This window comes from Simplicispira lacusdiani (genome assembly GCF_003604195.1).
Taxonomy (GTDB): Bacteria; Pseudomonadota; Gammaproteobacteria; order Burkholderiales; family Burkholderiaceae_C; genus Simplicispira; species Simplicispira lacusdiani.
Genome location: NZ_QXGR01000004.1, coordinates 132,363 through 150,378, shown reverse-complemented (window position 1 = coordinate 150,378; position 18,016 = coordinate 132,363). Strand labels below are relative to the sequence as shown.

15 protein-coding genes and 1 tRNA gene are annotated in these 18,016 nt (G+C 68.5%); 14 read left to right on the top strand and 2 right to left on the bottom strand.

Annotated features, from left to right (window positions below; translation table 11 throughout):
* Positions 1-60: 60 nt before the first annotated feature.
* Positions 61-933 carry an MOSC domain-containing protein gene (locus D8S75_RS06870; RefSeq protein WP_119965345.1) on the bottom strand — a complete coding sequence of 291 codons (873 nt, stop codon included), beginning with the start codon at positions 931-933 and terminating at the stop codon, positions 61-63.
* A gap of 108 nt (positions 934-1,041) precedes the next feature.
* On the opposite strand from D8S75_RS06870, the gene D8S75_RS06865 reads away from it, so the two are divergent.
* From D8S75_RS06865 to miaB, 8 genes are all read left to right on the top strand, one after another.
* A complete protein-coding gene (locus D8S75_RS06865) occupies positions 1,042-2,172 on the top strand; it encodes an FAD-dependent monooxygenase (protein ID WP_119965343.1) in 1,131 nt (376 codons plus the stop codon).
* 67 nt (positions 2,173-2,239) lie between these two features.
* Positions 2,240-2,953, top strand: a complete 714-nt coding sequence (locus D8S75_RS06860; RefSeq protein WP_119965341.1) for a DsbC family protein — start codon at positions 2,240-2,242, stop codon at positions 2,951-2,953.
* An 8-nt stretch (positions 2,954-2,961) separates the two neighbouring features.
* The gene (locus D8S75_RS06855) at positions 2,962-4,767 is read left to right on the top strand and encodes a M61 family metallopeptidase (protein ID WP_119965340.1); all 1,806 of its coding nucleotides are present in this window, start codon (positions 2,962-2,964) and stop codon (positions 4,765-4,767) included.
* Between the two features lie 62 nt (positions 4,768-4,829).
* Positions 4,830-5,609, top strand: coding sequence for an enoyl-CoA hydratase (locus tag D8S75_RS06850; RefSeq protein WP_119965338.1), 780 nt, complete (start codon positions 4,830-4,832; stop codon positions 5,607-5,609).
* 28 nt (positions 5,610-5,637) lie between these two features.
* Positions 5,638-5,714: transfer RNA gene (locus D8S75_RS06845), tRNA-Met, on the top strand.
* 209 nt (positions 5,715-5,923) lie between these two features.
* Positions 5,924-6,367, top strand: coding sequence for a universal stress protein (locus tag D8S75_RS06840; RefSeq protein WP_198673161.1), 444 nt, complete (start codon positions 5,924-5,926; stop codon positions 6,365-6,367).
* Between the two features lie 91 nt (positions 6,368-6,458).
* Positions 6,459-6,896: a hypothetical protein gene (locus D8S75_RS06835; protein WP_232828944.1), complete on the top strand. Its 438-nt coding sequence runs from the start codon at positions 6,459-6,461 to the stop codon at positions 6,894-6,896.
* A 105-nt stretch (positions 6,897-7,001) separates the two neighbouring features.
* Positions 7,002-8,333 (top strand): tRNA (N6-isopentenyl adenosine(37)-C2)-methylthiotransferase MiaB, encoded by a 1,332-nt coding sequence (miaB, locus tag D8S75_RS06830; protein ID WP_119965332.1) that lies wholly within the window; start codon positions 7,002-7,004, stop codon positions 8,331-8,333.
* Positions 8,334-8,541: 208 nt separating this feature from the next.
* Here miaB and ffh read toward each other — a convergent pair whose 3' ends face one another.
* Entirely contained in the window at positions 8,542-9,918 is a 1,377-nt protein-coding gene (gene ffh / locus D8S75_RS06825) for a signal recognition particle protein (protein ID WP_119965330.1), read from the bottom strand.
* 89 nt (positions 9,919-10,007) lie between these two features.
* Between ffh and D8S75_RS06820 the strand changes: the two genes are divergently transcribed.
* From D8S75_RS06820 to D8S75_RS06795, 6 genes are all read left to right on the top strand, one after another.
* Entirely contained in the window at positions 10,008-10,805 is a 798-nt protein-coding gene (locus tag D8S75_RS06820; RefSeq protein ID WP_119965636.1) for a cytochrome C assembly family protein, read from the top strand.
* A complete protein-coding gene (locus tag D8S75_RS06815; RefSeq protein ID WP_119965329.1) occupies positions 10,802-11,026 on the top strand; it encodes a PP0621 family protein in 225 nt (74 codons plus the stop codon). Before D8S75_RS06820 ends, D8S75_RS06815 begins: the two co-directional genes overlap by 4 nt.
* Before the next feature lie 22 nt (positions 11,027-11,048).
* Entirely contained in the window at positions 11,049-12,743 is a 1,695-nt protein-coding gene (locus tag D8S75_RS06810) for a sensor histidine kinase (RefSeq protein WP_119965327.1), read from the top strand.
* Between the two features lie 7 nt (positions 12,744-12,750).
* The gene (locus D8S75_RS06805; RefSeq protein WP_119965635.1) at positions 12,751-14,232 is read left to right on the top strand and encodes a sigma-54-dependent transcriptional regulator; all 1,482 of its coding nucleotides are present in this window, start codon (positions 12,751-12,753) and stop codon (positions 14,230-14,232) included.
* Positions 14,213-14,815, top strand: a complete 603-nt coding sequence (ampD, locus tag D8S75_RS06800; RefSeq protein ID WP_119965325.1) for a 1,6-anhydro-N-acetylmuramyl-L-alanine amidase AmpD — start codon at positions 14,213-14,215, stop codon at positions 14,813-14,815. The genes D8S75_RS06805 and ampD overlap by 20 nt, the downstream gene beginning before the upstream one ends.
* A 278-nt stretch (positions 14,816-15,093) precedes the next feature.
* Positions 15,094-17,988, top strand: coding sequence for a ribonucleoside-diphosphate reductase subunit alpha (locus tag D8S75_RS06795; protein ID WP_119965323.1), 2,895 nt, complete (start codon positions 15,094-15,096; stop codon positions 17,986-17,988).
* Positions 17,989-18,016: the final 28 nt, after the last annotated feature.

Sequence of the window (18,016 nt, the reverse complement as noted above, 5' to 3'; positions counted from 1 at the left end):
TTCAGGTGTTCTGGGGGAAAACCTTCGATTTTACGGCCCCGGCATCGGACACCCGGTTCGTCAGTCAAAGCGCAGGTCGGCGGCGATGGGCTGGCCCACGCGCAGCACCTGGCCCGCGCCCTGGCGCACGATGGCGTTCATGCCGAAGGTGATGGCGCCGTCCAGCCGCTTGTCCTGGCGGAAGCTGCGCAGGGTGTCGCCCACGGCGGGGTGGCTTTCGGCCGTGGCCGGGTCGATGTCGGGGATGGGGCAGCGCGCGCAGGGCTTGACGAGCTGCAGCCATGCCTCCTGCCCGCCGCCGGTGCCGATGCGGACCCCGTCCACGCGGTCCTCGTCGAAGGCCTCGACGCCGCCCAGCACTACGTTGGGCCGGAAGCGCTCCATGCCCACGGCGCCATGGCCTGCGGCCGCCAGGCGCTGGTTCAGGTCGGCGAGCGAGGCCTCGCTCGCCACCAGCACGGGAAAGCCGTCGCTGAACCGGTTGGGCGCCTCCAGGCCGCCCGTCCAACCCATGCTGGAGAGGCGCCGGTGCGCCGGATCGAAGCGCACCAGGCGGCAGGGCTGGCCCAGGAAAGCGCCCAGCCAGCGCGCCGCCGCCTCGCCCATGTCCTGCGCGGGCACGGTGTCTTTCCACACGGTCACCGTGGCGGCGCCCTCGGCCGCGCCCGCCAGCAGGCGCAGATCCGGCAGGCCCGGCGCCTGCAGCACCAGGTCCTGTCCCACGACCCGTGGGCGCACCAGGGCCATGCGGGGCAGCGTGCGCTGGCTGAGGAACACGCCCTGGGCATCGACGACCATCCAGGCCCGGTCCAGCTCCAGCCCGGCCTCGGTCAGCACGGCCTCCCGCACCTCGGTGCCGGCGCAGGATTTCACGGGGTGGACGAACAGGCGCGCGATGGTGCCCTGCAGGTCGGAGTCGGGATGGAAGCTCACGGCGAATGGCCCAGGGAAAGGATGGAGGCCGAAGCATAGCGGCGAATCCCGCCACGCCAAGAGCACCCACGCGCCATGGGGCGGGAAGCGCCCTCCTACAATCCCCGGATGGCGCAATCCTTCGACATCTGTATCCGCGGCGCGGGCGTGGTGGGCCGCACGCTGGCTCTGCTGCTGGCGCGCGAGCGGCTGAACGTGGCCCTGGTGGCCAGCCCGCCGCCGGCCGCCCCGTCCACATCCGACGTGCGAGCCTACGCCCTGAATGCCGCCTCGCGCGCCCTGCTCGAATCCCTGCGCAGCTGGCCCGACGTCCAGCACGCCACCCCGGTCACGCACATGCGCGTGGCGGGCGACCAGGACGGCGAGGTGCATTTCGACGCCACCGCCCAGGGCGTGCCCGCGCTGGCCTGGATCGTCGACGTGCCCGCGCTCGAAGCCCGCCTGCACGATGCGGTGCGCTTCCAGCCCCAGGTGGAAGTGGTGCAAGCCCCGGTGCCCGCCCCGTTAACCGTGGTATGCGAGGGCCGCGCCAGCCGCACGCGCGAGGAATTCGGCGCCGAGTTCGACGTCTCGCCCTACCCCCACCACGCCATCGCCACGCGTCTGGCCTGCGAGAAGCCCCATGGCCAGGTGGCGCGGCAGTGGTTCGCGCCCGATGGCAGCATCCTGGCCTTCCTGCCCCTCGACGGCGAGGACGGCCACGCCGTGGCGGTGGTGTGGTCGGTCGCTGCGGAGCAGGCCGCCCTGTTGCGGGAGCTTGATCCGGAGAGCTTTGCCCAGCGCCTGCAGGCCGCCAGCCAGGATGCGCTGGGCGCGCTGCGCACCACCTGCGACCGTGTGGCCTGGCCGCTGCAGCAAGCGCGCGCGCGCCACTGGTGCGGTGCCCTGCCGAATGCTCCGGCGAACAGCTGGGTGCTGGCGGGCGACGCCGCGCACAACGTGCACCCGCTCACCGGCCAGGGGCTGAACCTGGGCCTGGGCGACGCGCAGGCCCTGGCGCGCGTGCTGGCCGGGCGCGACCCCTGGCGCAGCGTCTCCGACCCGCGCCTGCTGCGCCGCTACGAACGCGAGCGCAAGACCGCCCTGCTGCCCATGGGCCTGGTCACGGATGGCCTGCAGCAGCTCTTTTCCCGCCCGCAGGGCCCCTGGCAACAGCTGCGCAACTGGGGCATGAAGGGTTTCGAGCGCAGCGGCTCCCTGAAAGACTGGATGGCCCGCCAGGCCATGGGAACGCATTGACGCGCACGCACTCCAACGGGCTGGCGCCTCGCCGCCGCCCTACCTGACACCCCCCGACGAGAACACCATGCAATTGATCCCTTCCCTGCTGGCCGCCGCCGCGCTGACCCTGGGCCTGTCGGCCAACGCCCAGGAAGCCGCCATCCGCAAGACCCTGGCCGAGCGCATCCCGCAGATGGGCAAGATCGACGAGATCCAGGCCACCTCGATGTCCGGGCTGTACGAAGTGCGCATCGGCACCGACATTTTTTATTCGGACGCCAAGGGCAACTACCTGATCCAGGGCGAGCTGATCGACACCAAGGCGCGCCGCAACCTCACCGAGGACCGGATCAACAAGCTCACGGCGGTGGATTTCTCCGAACTGCCGCTCAAGGACGCCTTCACCATCGTGCGCGGCGACGGCAAGCGCAAGCTGGCCGTTTTCGAGGACCCCAACTGCGGCTACTGCAAGCGCTTCGAACGCGACCTGCAGAACGTGGACAACGTCACCGTCTACCTGTTCCTCTACCCCATCCTGAGCCCCGACTCGGCCGAGAAGTCGCGCAACATCTGGTGCGCCAAGGACCGCACGGCCGCCTGGCAGGACTACATGGTGCGCGACAAGGCCCCCGCCGCCGCCACCTGCGACACCAGCGCGCTGCAGCGCAACCTGGCCTTCGGCAAGAAGTACAAGATCACGGGCACGCCCACGCTGATCTTCGCCAATGGCCTGCGGGTTCCCGGCGCCATTCCCGCGCAGGACGTCGAGAAGCGCCTGGCCGATGCCGGCGACCACTGATCCTGCCCATGCCCGCACGCCGCACCGCCGACAGCCCGGTCCACTACCGCATCGAGGCCCCCGATCCGCGCACCCATCTGTTCCATGTGACGCTCACCCTGGCGAAGCCCACGGCCCGGCAAGAGCTGTCGCTGCCGGTCTGGATTCCCGGCAGCTACCTGGTGCGCGAATTCTCCAAGCACCTGCAAAACCTGCAGGCCCGCCAGGGCGGCAAGGCGTTGGCGCCGCGCCAGCTCGACAAGCACCGCTGGCAGGTGGACTGCCAGGGCGGCAAGCCGCTGGAGCTGCGCTACGAGGTGTATGCCTGCGATGCTTCGGTGCGCACCGCCTGGCTCGACGCCACGCGTGGCTTCTTCAACGGCACCAGCCTGTGCCTGCGCCCCGAAGGCCTGGCCGACCAGCCGTGCACGCTGGAAATCATTGCTCCTGAAAACGTAGCTGACAGCGCCCACTGGTCGTGCGCTACAGGCCTTTTCCACTTGGAGTTGGATGACCGGGGCTTCGGCACCTACCGCGCCGACGACTACGACACGCTGGTGGACTGCCCCGTGGAAATGGGCCCGTTCTGGAGCGCGCGCTTCACCGCCTGCGGCGTGCCGCACCGCATCGTCGTGGCGGGCGCGCCGGCCTCCTTCAACGGCAAGCGGCTGGTGGCCGACACGCGCAAGATTTGCGAGACCGCCATCCGCTTCTGGCACGGCGAGGGCAAGCCACCCTTCAAGAACTACCTGTTCCTGCTCAACGTGGTCGACGACGGCTATGGCGGGCTGGAACACCGCAACTCCACCGCGCTGATCTGCGGCCGGCGCGACCTGCCGCGCACCACGGCGCCGCACGCGGGCGAGGGGTACACCACGCTGCTGGGCCTGATCAGCCACGAGTACTTCCACACCTGGAACGTCAAGCGCCTGCGCCCGGCGGAGTTCGCGCGCTACGACTACGCGCAGGAGAACTACACACAGCTGCTGTGGTTCTTCGAGGGCTTCACCAGCTACTACGACGACCTGCTGCTGCGCCGCGCCGGCCTGCTGGACCATGGCGGCTACCTCAAGCTGCTGACCAAGACCATCAACCAGGTGTTGCAGACCCCGGGCCGCAAGGTGCAGACCGTGGCCCAGGCCAGCTTCGACGCCTGGGTCAAGTACTACCGCCAGGACGAGAACACCCCCAACGCCACGGTGAGCTACTACACCAAGGGCGCGCTCGTGGCCCTGTGCCTGGACCTCACGCTGCGCCGCGAGGGCCGCACCACGCTGGATGCGGTGATGCGCGCCCTGTGGCAGCGCTGCGCCGGCGGCCCCATGGACGAGGCCACGTTGCGCACCGTGCTGCAGGAGCTGGGCGGACGCCCGTTCGACGCCGAACTCGACGCCTGGGTGCATGGCACCGGCGAACTGCCACTGGAGCACCTACTGGGCGCCCATGGCATCACCGTCAAGCGCGAGGAAGCCCAGGCCGCCCAGCGCCTGGGCCTGCGCGTAGCCGAGAACGGCAGCGTGCAGGTCAAGACCGTGCTGCGCGGCGGCCTGGCCGAGCAGGCCGGCATGGCCGCGGGCGACGAGTGGCTGGGCATCGAGGTGGACGGCCAGGGCTGGCGCATCGCCAAGCTCGACGACGTGGCCCTGTACGCCGGCACCGAAAAGGCCGTGACCGCGCTGGTGGCGCGCGACCGGCGCCTGCTGCGGCTGCCGCTGGCGCTCGAATCCCGCGCCAGCGCGGGACGCGGCCGCAAGGCCGCGCCGCCACCGGCCGACACCATTTCGCTCGGCGTCGGCGACGCGGCCCAGGCGGCGCGCTGGCTGGACGGCGCCTGACCAGACACCCGGCGGTGCTTGGTTATAGTTTCACGGTTTTGTTACAACGACTGGAAGACACCATGGCCTACGAAGTCATCGAAGTACGCACCGAAGCCGAGAAGGTCGGCATCATCACCCTCAACCGCCCCAAGGCGCTCAACGCGCTGAACGACCAGCTGATGGACGAGCTGGGCCAGGCGCTCAAGGCCTTCGATGCCGACGAGAAGATCGGCTGCATCATCGTCACGGGCAGCGAGAAGGCCTTCGCGGCCGGCGCCGACATCACCGCCATGGCCAAGTACAGCTTCGCCGACGCGTACAAGGGCGATTTCATCACGCGCAACTGGGAAACCATCCGCAGCATCCGCAAGCCCGTGATCGCCGCCGTGAGCGGCTTTGCCCTGGGCGGCGGCTGCGAGCTGGCCATGATGTGCGACTTCATCATCGCCGCCGACAACGCCCGCTTCGGCCAGCCCGAGATCAAGCTGGGCGTGATCCCCGGCGCGGGCGGCACGCAGCGCCTGCCGCGCGCCGTGGGCAAGTCCAAGGCCATGGACCTGTGCCTGACGGGCCGCATGATGGACGCGCAAGAGGCCGAGCGCGCCGGCCTGGTCAGCCGCGTCGTGCCCTACGACAAGCTCATGGACGAGGCCCTGGGCGCCGCGCTCATCATCGCGGACTTCTCGCAGATCGCCGTGATGGCCGCCAAGGAGTCGGTGAACCGCGCCTTCGAGGGCACGCTGAACGACGGCGTGATGTTCGAGCGCCGCCTGTTCCATTCGCTGTTCGCCACCCAGGACCAGAAGGAAGGCATGGACGCCTTCGTGAACAAGCGCAAGGCCCAATTCACGCACCAGTGATTTTTTTGTTATATAATTTTGGTCTTACGGTGGTATAGCTCAGTTGGTTAGAGCGCAGCATTCATAATGCTGATGTCCCAGGTTCAAGTCCCGGTACCACCACCAAATCAAACCCACAGTGGCGACACTGTGGGTTTTTTCTTGGCCCGTCGTCCGGCCCGCGCCCATTTTCCATACGTAGCATCCACAGCCCCACGGCCCCCGCCATGGGAGACACTGTCGTGGGCGGCCCATCCCGAGGGTTGCGCAGGCCGTCTGCCCATGCCCGCGCCCATGCCATTCGCATCGGCCCGGCGGTTTTTCCAGGAGATACCGTGTACAAGAACCTTTTCGTCCCCGTGGATGGTTCCGAACTGTCCCACCGCGCCATGGACGGCAGCATCGCGCTGGCCCGGCAGCTGGGCGCGGCCATCACCGGCTTCGTGGTCGAGCCCGACCTGCCGCTGTCGGTGATGAGCAACGACGCCCAGACCTCGGCCGAACGCATCCAGCGCCACGAATCGAAGAACGAGGCCCACGCCAAGACCCTGCTCGACCAGTTCGCGCAGCGCGCCCAGGCCGCGGGCGTTTCCTTCACCGCATCGCATGTGACCGCCTACTCCGTGGACCAGGCCATCATGGACGAGGCCGAAAAGGCGGGTTGCGACATGATCGTGATGGTCACCCACGGGCGTGGCCCGCTGGGCGAATTCCTGTTCGGCTCGCACACCAAGACCATCATCGCCCGCAGCAAACTGCCGGTGCTGGTGCTGCACTGACCCGGCCCTTTCCCGGCAAAAGGCCTTCGTGGGGGAAGCCTTTTGCCGGGCGGGCCCGTAGAATTGCGGCTTCAGCCCCTGGATGTACACCATGAACCGCTGCCCCACCGCCCCCCACCCCTCCCACGTCCGCGTGGCCCCCTTGCTGCTGGCCGCGCTGTGCGGCGGCGCGCTGCTCTGCACGCCGGCCGTGGCGCAGAACACGGTGCAGCATTCCATGGGATCGGAGCGCAACTTTCCGGACGCCGCGCTGCGCGGCACGCTGGTCATCACCTCCCCGGGCACGGCCGAAATCGATGGGCGCGCGGTGCGCCTGGCGCCGGGCCTGCGGCTGCTGAGCCCGCAGAACACGCTGGTCATGGCGCACAACGTGGTCGGCAACCAGTACACCGTGAACTACCTCATCGAGCAAAGCACGGGCATGCTGCTGACCGCCTGGATCCTGAGCACCGTCGAGGCCACGCAGCCCCGCGCCGGCGCCGGCGTGGTGCGTAATTTCGGCTTCGCCTCGGACAAGCCCACCCGCTGAGCGGCGCCCTTTTCGGCTCCGCCCCTCCACGGCACCCGCCCCGCCCCTCACCGGGCACCCTGGCGGGCGCCGCGCATTCATCCTATTCCCCGCGAGATTTGCCCCATGGCCAAAAAAGTCTTCATCAAAACCTTCGGCTGCCAGATGAACGAGTACGACTCGGACAAGATGGTGGACGTGATGCACGCCGCCGAGGGCTACGAGACCACCCAGGACCCCGAGGAGGCCGACCTGATCCTGTTCAACACCTGCTCGGTGCGCGAGAAGGCGCAGGAAAAGGTGTTCTCCGACCTGGGCCGCGTCAAACACCTCAAGGAGCGCGGCGTGAAGATCGGCGTGGGCGGCTGCGTGGCCAGCCAGGAGGGCGAGGAGATCATCAAGCGCGCGCCCTATGTGGACATCGTCTTCGGCCCGCAGACCCTGCACCGTCTGCCCGAGCTGCTGAGCGCGCGTGTGCGACAGGATCGCCCGCAGGTGGACATCAGCTTCCCCGAAATCGAGAAGTTCGACCACCTGCCGCCCGCGCGTGTGGAGGGCGCCAGCGCCTTCGTCTCCATCATGGAAGGTTGCAGCAAGTACTGCAGTTACTGCGTGGTGCCCTACACGCGCGGCGACGAGATGAGCCGCCCGTTCGATGACGTGCTGGCCGAAGTGGCCGGCCTGGCCGACCAGGGCGTGAAGGAGATCACCCTGCTGGGCCAGAACGTGAACGCCTACCGCGGCGCCATGGGTGGCACGAGCGAGGTGGCCGACCTGGCGCTGCTGCTGGAATACGTGGCCGAGATCCCGGGCATCGAGCGCCTGCGCTTCACCACCAGCCACCCCAACGAGTTCACGCCGCGCCTGATAGAGGCCTATGCCAACATTCCCAAGCTGGCCAACCACCTGCACCTGCCGGTGCAGCATGGCAGCGACCGCATCCTCATGGCCATGAAGCGCGGCTACACGGCCATGGAATACAAGAGCACGGTGCGCAAGCTGCGCGCCATCCGCCCCGACCTGGCCATGAGCAGCGACTTCATCGTCGGCTTCCCCGGCGAGACGGAGGAGGATTTCACCAGGATGATGAAGCTCATCGACGATATCCATTTCGACAACTCGTTCAGCTTCATCTTCAGCCCGCGCCCCGGCACGCCCGCCGCGAACCTGCACGACGACACGCCGCACGAGGTGAAGCTGCGCCGCCTGCAGGAGCTGCAGGCCGTGATCAACGGCAACATCAAGTCGATCAGCGAAAGCCTGGTGGGCAAGGTGCAGCGCATCCTGGTCGAGGGCGCCTCCAAGCGCGACGGCGACGAACTGATGGGCCGCACCGAATGCAACCGCGTGGTCAACTTCGCCGGCGGCCAGCGCCTGGTGGGCCAGATGGTGGATGTGACCATCACCGAGGCCAAGGCCTACACGCTGCGTGGCGAGGTGCTGGCGCGCAACGCATGACGCTAAAAAAGTGAGCTGCCCGCGCTTGATTGGCGGGCATTTCAGAGTGTTTTGTATCTGAAATCCTTTTCCACTAAGCGCGAGAAGCTACCATTTAAATAGCACGATCCAGGCGCTGCGCGCACAAAAAAACCGGCTCACCGCCGGTTTTTGCTTTTGTTTTGATAGCTGCCAGCGCTTGCCGGGCAAGCGCTGGAGGCCAAAAATCTCAGAACGGCATCTTGGGCATGCCGCCGCCCAGGCCCTTCATGCCGCCCATCTTCTTCATGAGCTTCATGAGGCCGCCGCCCTTCATCTTCTTCATCATGTCCTGCATCTGCTCGAACTCCTTGAGCAGGCGGTTGACCTCGAACACCTGCACGCCGGCACCGGCGGCGATGCGCTTCTTGCGCGTGGCCTTGATGAGCTCGGGCTTGCGGCGCTCCAGCGGCGTCATGCTTTGGATGATGCCTTCCTTGCGCTTGATGTCCTTCTCGGCCTTGTCCATGTCCACCTGGCCGGCCTTGGCCGTGAGCTGGGCGGGCAGCTTGTCCATGAGGCTGGAGAGCCCGCCTATCTGCTTCATCTGCTGCAGCTGGCCCAGGAAGTCGTTGAGGTCGAAACCGTCGCCGCTCTTGACCTTGGCGGCGAGCTTCTGCGCCGCCTCCATGTCCACGCCCGCAGCCACCTGCTCGACCAGGGCCACGATGTCGCCCATGCCCAGGATGCGGCCGGCGTGGCGCTCGGCGTCGAACACCTCCAGGCCGTCGATCTTCTCGGACACGCCGGCGAACTTGATCGGCGCGCCGGTCACCTGGCGCACCGACAGCGCCGCGCCGCCGCGCGAATCGCCGTCGAGCTTGGTGAGCACGATGCCGGTCAGCGGCAGCGCCTCCTTGAAGGCCTTGGCCGTGTTCACCGCGTCCTGGCCCTGCATGGCATCGACCACGAACAGCGTCTCGACCGGGTTCAGCGTGGCATGCAGGTCCTTGATTTCCTGCATCAGCGCCTCGTCGATGGCCAGGCGGCCGGCGGTGTCGACCAGCAGCACGTCGAAGTAGTGCTTCTTGGCGTAATCGAGCGCCGCCACGGCGATGTCGTGGGGTTTCTGGTCGGGCGTGCTCGGGAACCACTCGGCGCCGGCCTGCCTGGTCACGGTCTTGAGCTGCTCGATGGCGGCCGGGCGGTACACGTCGCCCGAGACGGTGAGCACCTTCTTCTTGCGCTTCTCGATCAGGTGCTTGGCCAGTTTGGCCGTGGTGGTGGTCTTGCCCGCGCCCTGCAGGCCGGCCATCAGGATCACGGCGGGAGGTTGGGCGGCGAGATTGATGTCGCTCACGCCCTCGCCCATCGTGGCGGCCAGCTCCTTGTTGACGATGCCCACCAGCGCCTGGCCGGGCTTGAGCGAACCCAGCACCTCCTGGCCCAGCGCCTTCTCCTTCACGCGGGCGATGAAATCCCGCACCACCGGCAGGGCCACGTCGGCTTCGAGCAGGGCCATGCGCACCTCGCGCAGCATGTCCTGCACGTTGGATTCGGTGATGCGGGCCTGGCCGCGCATCTCCTTGACGAGGCGCGAAAGTTTGTCGGTAAGGGCGGAGGCCATGTCGGGTCTTCTCGGGTGGGCCCGCGATCGGGGGCGGCGGGAGGGGTTGCGCCGGGGCACGGGCCCTGGGCGAAAGGTAAACTGTGACCATGATTTTAGCTAGTAGCTCCCCTGCCAGTCTGCTGCTCGGTATCGCGGCGGCCCTCGCCTATGCCATCCCGGCGGTGGCCGCCCGGCGCCTGCAGGACCAAGGCGCGCGCACGGCCCTGTGGCTGGCCTGGGCGCTGCATGCGGCGGCGCTGGGCTGGAGCATGCTGGAGGCCACGCCCCGCTTCGGCTTCGCGCCGGCCCTGTCGGTCACGGCCTGGCTGGTGCTCACCGTGTACGCCATCGAACACCAGCTCTTCCCGCAGCTGCAGGCGCGCTGGGCCCTGGCGGCGCTGGGCGCCGCCGCCGTGCTGCTGGCGCTGGCATTCCCGGGCCAGGCCCTGCACGCCTCCAGCTCGGCCTGGCTGCCGCTGCACCTGGCGCTGGGCATCTCGGCCTACGGGCTGCTGGCCGCCGCCGTGGTGCACGCGGCCCTGATGACGCGCGCCGAGCGCCGCATCCGCCTGGCCGTGGACCCGCACAGCGGCATGCCCCTGCTGACGCTGGAGCGCCTCACCTTCCGTTTCGTGACCGCCGGCTTCGTGCTGCTGACGGCCACCCTGGCCGCCGGCATGCTGTTCAGCGAGGCCCTGTACGGCCGCGCCTGGCGCTGGGACCACAAGGCCGTGTTCTCGCTGCTGTCGTGGCTGACCTTCGCCGCGCTGCTGCTCGGGCGCTCGCGCTTTGGCTGGCGCGGCCGCAGCGCACGGCGCATGCTCTATGCGGGCGCCGCGCTGCTGCTGCTGGCCTATGTGGGCTCGCGCTTCGCCCTCGAAGTGATCCTGGGACGCGGCGCATGAAATACCTCGTGCTGCTGGCCGTTCTCGTGGTGGCCTATGCCTGGTGGCGCGGCCAACGCCGCGCCACGATGTCGCGCACCGAAGCCCCGCGCCAGCCACCCGCACCGCAAGACATGGTGGCCTGCGCCCACTGCGGCGTGCACCTGCCGCGCGCCGATGCCTTGACCAGCGGGCCGCGCAGCTACTGCTGCGCCGAGCACCAGCGGCAAGATGCGCGCTGAACCGGCACCGCAGACACCTGGCATGGCCGCCCTGCCGCTGGCCCTGGACGACACCCCCTTCCTGCGCCTGTGGCACGGCTTTCTGACGGGCCGTGCCATGGTGGCCCTGGCGCTGCTGCTGCTGCAGGCACTGGGGCAGGCGCTCAACCACACCCCCGAACCCCTGGTGCTCGCCACCTGCCTGGCCTACCTGGTGGCAACGGTCTCGCTGCGCGTGGCGGGGCGGCATGCGCCGCCGCCGCCGCATTCGGGCCTGCACTGGCTGCCATCGATCGGCGTGGACCTGGCCGCCATCAGCGCGCTGCAGCTGCTGCACACCGGCGGCATGAGCTTCACGCCCCTGTTCGGCCTGCCCATCCTCATGGCCTCGGTGCTGGGCACGCTCACGCTGGCGCTGGGCACCACGGCGGCGGTCACCCTGCTGCTGCTGGCCTGGGCGGGATGGCTGGATACGCAAGGCCTGGGCGGCGATGCGGCGCAGCGCTACCTGCAGGCCGCGCTGACGGGCACGGGTTACTTTATCGCCGCCTTCCTGGTGCATCAGCTGGCGTCCCGGCTGGTGCGCGAGCAGCAGATCGCGCAGCACAACAAGGCCGCGGCCCAGATGCAGAGCCAGGTCAGCGCCCTCGTGATCCAGAACCTGACGGATGGCGTGCTGGTGGTGGACGAGGAATTCACCGTGCGCACCGCCAACCCGGCCGGACTGCAGCTGCTGGGCTGCACCCCGGGCTCGGCCCCGCCTTTCACCTTGGTGCAGAGCGCCCCCTGGCAGCCCCTCGTGGCGCTGGCTCACCATACCTTCCACCTGGAGCAGCCCCAGGTGGCCGATGTGAACCTGGTCAGCGAGGGGCAGAGCCCGATCGGTCTGCACGCGCGCACCTGGCTGACGGCCCCGCGCCGCGCCGCCACGGGCCCCGCCGGAGCCCGCCTGTGCGTGATGTTCCTGCACGACCTGCGCGAGATGCAGGCCCGGCTGCGCACGGAAAAGCTCGCCGCCATGGGCCGCATGTCGGCCGCCGTGGCGCACGAGATCCGCAACCCGCTGGCCGCCATCGTCCAGGCCAATGCGCTGCTGGAGGAAGACCTGCATGACCCGGGCCAGAAACGGCTCACGCACATGGTGCAGCAGAATGCCGACCGCCTCGCGCGGATCGCCGAGGAAATCCTCGACATCGCCCGCGTCCAGCACCAGATCAGCCATGCCCCCGCATCCACGGTCGCGCTGGACGAGAGCGTGGCCCAGATCTGGCGCGACTGGAGCGGCCACGACCCGGCGCGGCGCCAGGCCGTGGTGGCGCTGGACACCGAACAGATGCACGTGGAATTCGATGCCGAGCACCTGCGCCGCGTGCTCGTCAACCTGCTCGACAATGCGCTGCGCTTCATGGGTCAGATGCCCGACTCGCTGCAGCTGACCACGCGCCTGCACGCGCCAGGGCAGGCCAGCGTGCAGGTCTGGAGCGACGGCCCGCCCATGGACCAGTCGGTCGAGCGCCACCTGTTCGAGCCCTTTTTCTCCTCCGAGAGCCGCTCCAGCGGCCTGGGCCTGTACATTTGCCGCGAACTGTGCGAACGCCATGGCGCCTCCATCAGCTACCAGCGCATTCAGCGCATGACGCAGCGCGGCGACATGGAGGGCAACGCCTTCACCGTGCACTTCCGCAAGTCGGGCCAGTTGCAGGCGCCGGCTTCCTTGTTTGACACCATCGTGGTTTGATATGTCCATGAACGCCCCCGCCGCATCCATCCTGGTGGTAGACGACGAGCCCGACCTGCGCACCCTGTATGAACTCACGCTGCTGCGCGAGGGCTACCGCGTCGAGACCGCCGCCACGCTCCAGGAGGCCCGTCAACAACTGCAGGCACGGCGCTTCGACGTGGTGATCAGCGACATGCGCCTGCCCGACGGCTTCGGCATGGAGCTGCTGCAGGACCTGCGCGACCAGCAGCGGCGCGAGCGCTGCGTGGTCATGACGGCCTACGGCTCGGCGGAGAACGCCGTGGAGGCCCTGCGCTCGGGCGCCTTCGACTACCTCACCAAGCCCGTGGATCTCAAGCAGTTCCGCTCCGTGGTGGCCTCGGCCGTGCAAGGCAGCGAGGGCGTCCCAGCGCCCCGCAGCCCACGCACCCCGCCAGCACAGCATGGGGCCGCCGAGCCTGACAACCGCCGCAGCCCCTCGATGGATCGCCTGGTGGGTGATTCCGAGGCCATCCGCAATGTCAAGCTGCGCGTGGCCAAAGTGGCGCGCGGCATGGCCCCGGTGCTGATCCGCGGAGAATCCGGCACCGGCAAGGAACTGGTGGCGCGCGCCCTGCACGCCAGCAGCCAGCGCGCCAATGGGCCGCTCGTGGCGGTGAATTGCGGAGCCATCCCCGAGAACCTGCTCGAAGCCGAATTCTTCGGCGCCCGCAAGGGCTCCTACACCGGTGCCACGCACGACCGCCTGGGCTATTTCCAGGCGGCACAGGGCGGCACCCTGTTTCTCGACGAAATCGGCGACCTGCCGCTGGCCATGCAGTCCAAGCTGCTGCGCGCCATCCAGGAGCGCAGCGTGCGCCCGCTCGGCTCCACGCAGGAAGAGACGGTGGACGTGCGCATCATCAGCGCCACGCACCACGACCTCGCCGCCGCCGTGCAGGCGGGCCGCTTCCGCCAGGACCTGTATTACCGGCTCAATGTCATCGAGATCTTCATTCCGCCGCTGCGCGAGCGGCGCGAGGACCTGCCGGCCCTGTGCCAGGCGCTGCTGGCGCGCATCGCCCAGGAATCCGCCGGACCGGTGCACCGGCTCACGCCAGCCGCGTTGGCGGCCATCGCCACCCACCCGCTGCCCGGGAACGTGCGCGAACTCGAAAACCTGCTGCACCGGGCGGTCGCCCTCAGCGACGGCGAAGACCTCGTGGTCGAGCCCGCCCCCCCGTCCGTGGCGGAGCGGGTTCTCGGCACCACGCCACCGGCGGACATGCAGCCCGCGCGGACCACACCGGCGCCGGCCACCGACTGCACCGACCTGCCCCACGACCTGCAGGCCTGGCTGGACCACCTGGAGCGCGAGATCCTGGTGCGTGCGCTGCAGGCCAACCATTTCAACCGCACCGCCACGGCGGCGCGCCTGGGCATCAGCCTGCGCCAGATCCGCTACCGCATCGCGCGCCTGAATATCGCCGCGCCCAACGACGATCCACATGCCGACGCCGAGCCCTGAGCCCACCACCAGCCCGCCCTGGACGGGCGGCTGGCATGCGGGCGCCCGGCACTTGGCCTCGCCCAACTTCGGCCCCCGCCCGGCGCAGGCCCGCGTGGACCTGATCGTGGTGCACTCCATCAGCCTGCCCCCGGGCGAATACGGCGGCCATGCCGTGCAGGATTTGTTCATGAACCGGCTCGACTGGGACGCCCACCCCTACTTCCAGGGCATCCGGGGCCTGGAGGTGTCGGCGCATTTCTTCATCGAGCGTGATGGCACGCTCTGGCAGTTCGTGGACTGCGACCAGCGGGCCTGGCATGCCGGCGCCTCCCGTTACCGGGGACGCGGCCAGTGCAACGACGATTCGGTGGGCATCGAGCTCGAAGGCCTCGAAGGCCAGCTCTTCGAGCCGGGCCAGTACGACACGCTGGCCCGGTTGTGCGCCGACCTGGCCCTACGCTACCCCATTGCCCACGTGGCCGGCCACGAGCACATCGCGCCGGGCCGCAAACGCGACCCAGGCAGCGGATTCGACTGGCCACGCCTGCAGCACCTGCTGGCCTGGGACCGCCAGCAGTTCCCGGCCGGCACCCTGGGCTGACCCTCCCCCCGGGCACTTCCCCCGCGTCGCAACCAGACGCCGCCCGCCCCGGGCCGGCGCGGCGCAGCCCTGCCTGCGCGGCACCTGCCCCTGCCATCGGCAGGCAGCGAGGGATTTCCTCAACACACTACATTTAGTGTTTGACACACACAAAGCACTATACCTATAGTGTGCAATTGACGAACATCAATTGCTTGACCATACCCCGGCCAGGCCCCCTGAACCGCCACCCGGGGTGATTCCCCGGCCCCATTTTTCGACCACATCGAGAGGACGCCATGCACGCAGCCACGCACGCCCACACCCCGCCTTTTGCCGGCACATCCCTTCTGCCGGCCGCAGCCGCCAGCCAGCCCACGTCCGCCGAGCTGTCGCATTACCAAATCATCCGGCGCAATGGCGCCGTGGTGCCATTCGAGCCGCAGAAGATCGCCGTGGCCCTGATGAAGGCCTTCCTGGCCGTGCATGGCACGCAGGGGGCGGCATCGGCCAGCGTTCGCGAAGTGGTGGACTCTCTGACGCATGCCGTGGTGCGCGCCCTCATGCGCTCACGCCCTGCCGGAGGCACCTTCCACATCGAGGATGTGCAGGACCAGGCCGAACTGGGCCTCATGCGCGGCGGCCACCATGAAGTGGCGCGCGCCTATGTGCTGTACCGCGAGCGCCGCGCCCAAGAGCGCGCGCGCCAGTCCGAGACCGTGGCGCCCGCCACCCCGGCCCTGCATGTGGTGGACGCGGGCCGGCGCGTGGCGCTGGACCAGGCGCAGCTGCACGCGCTCATCGCATCGGCCTGCGCCGGCCTGGGGGACAGCGTGCAGGCCGAGCCCATCGTGCAGGAGACACTGCGCAACCTCTACGACGGCATCCCCCTCGAAGAACTGCACAAGGCCGCCATCCTGGCCGCGCGCACGCTGATCGAGACCGACCCCGGCTACACCCACGCCACCGCCCGCCTGCTGCTGCACACCATCACACGCGAGGTCCTGGGCCGCGAGGTAGCGCAAGCCGACATGGCGCAAAACTATGCCGACTACTTCCCGCACGGCATCCGCAAGGGGGTCGAGAACCAGTTGCTCGACGAGCGCCTGCTGCAGTTCGACCTGCCTCGCCTGGGCGCCGCGCTGAAGGCCGAGCGCGACCTGCGCTTCGACTACCTCGGCCTGCAGACCCTCTACGACCGCTACTTCCTGCACGTGCGCAAGACGCGCATCGAGCTGCCACAGACCTTCTTCATGCGCGTGGCCATGGGTCTGGCGCTGAACGAGATCGACCGCGAGGCGCGGGCGATCGAGTTCTACGAGGTGCTCTCATCCTTCGACTTCATGTCCTCCACGCCCACGCTGTTCAACAGCGGCACGCTGCGCTCGCAGCTTTCGAGCTGCTACCTGACCACGGTGCCCGACCAGCTCGACGGCATCTACGAATCGATCAAGGAGAACGCCTTGCTCTCCAAATACGCCGGCGGCCTGGGCAACGACTGGACGCGCGTGCGCGCGCTCGGCAGCCACATCAAGGGCACGAACGGCGAATCGCAGGGCGTGGTGCCCTTCCTCAAGGTGGTCAACGACACCGCCGTGGCGGTGAACCAGGGCGGCAAGCGCAAGGGCGCGGTCTGCGCCTACCTGGAGACCTGGCACCTGGACATCGAGGAATTCCTGGAGCTGCGCAAGAACACCGGCGACGACCGGCGCCGCACGCACGACATGAACACCGCCAACTGGATTCCCGACCTGTTCATGAAGCGCGTGATGGAAAAAGGCGAATGGACGCTGTTCTCGCCCTCCGACGTGCCCGACCTGCACGACCTGTTCGGTGCCGCTTTTGAAAGAGCCTACGTGGCCTACGAAGAGAGGGCACGGCGCGGCGAGATCCGCCCGAGCAAGACCGTGCAAGCCACGGACCTGTGGCGCAAGATGCTGACCATGCTGTTCGAGACCGGCCACCCCTGGATCACGTTCAAGGACGCCTGCAACCTGCGCTCGCCCCAGCAGCACGCCGGCGTGGTGCATTCGAGCAACCTGTGCACCGAGATCACGCTCAACACCAGCGACAGCGAGACAGCCGTCTGCAACCTGGGCTCCATCAACCTGCGGCAGCACCTGAAGGACGGCGGCATCGACCACGGGAAGCTCCAGCGCACGGTCGCCGTCGCCATGCGCATGCTCGACAACGTCATCGACATCAACTACTACGCGGTGAAGAAGGCGCGCGATGCCAACTTGCGCCACCGCCCCGTGGGCCTGGGCCTCATGGCCTTCCAGGATGCACTGTACGAATTGCGCATCCCCTACGCGAGCGATGCCGCGGTGGAATTCGCCGACCGCTCGATGGAGGCCATCTGCTACTACGCCTACTGGGCCTCCACCGACCTGGCCGCCGAGCGCGGCCGCTATTCGAGCTACGGTGGCTCGCTATGGGACCAGGGCATGCTGCCGCTCGACACGCTCGACACGCTGGCCCAGGCGCGCGGCGGCCACGTGGAGGTGGACCGCTCCAGCACGCTCGACTGGGACGCGCTGCGCCGCAAGATCGCGCAGGACGGCATGCGCAACTCCAACTGCGTGGCCATCGCGCCCACCGCCACCATCTCCAATATCGTGGGCGTGGATGCCTCCATCGAACCGTGCTTCGGCAACCTCTCGGTCAAGTCCAACCTGTCGGGCGAGTTCACCGTGATCAACCACTACCTCGTGCGCGACCTCAAGCGCCTGGGCCTGTGGGACGACGTGATGGTCATGGACCTCAAGCACTTCAAGGGCTCGCTGCACGCCATCGACCGCGTGCCGCAGGACATCAAGCAACTCTACGCCACCGCGTTCGAGGTGGAGCCGCGCTGGCTGGTCGAGGCCGCCGCGCGGCGCCAGAAGTGGATCGACCAGGCGCAGAGCCTCAACATCTACATGGCGGGCGCCTCCGGCAAGAAGCTCGACGAGACCTACAAGCTGGCCTGGGTGCGCGGCCTCAAGACCACCTACTACCTGCGCACGCAAAGCGCCACGCACGTCGAGATGAGCACGGTGAACACGCGCCAGCTCAACGCCGTGGCCTCCGACCATGGCGGCGGCGCGATGTCTGCACATGCGGCATCGCAAAGCGATGCGGCGGACATGGCGCCGGCCAGCGACGTGCGCTTCTGCGCCATCGACGATCCATCGTGCGAGGCCTGTCAGTAAATCCGAACGCGAGGCACGCTGAAAAATG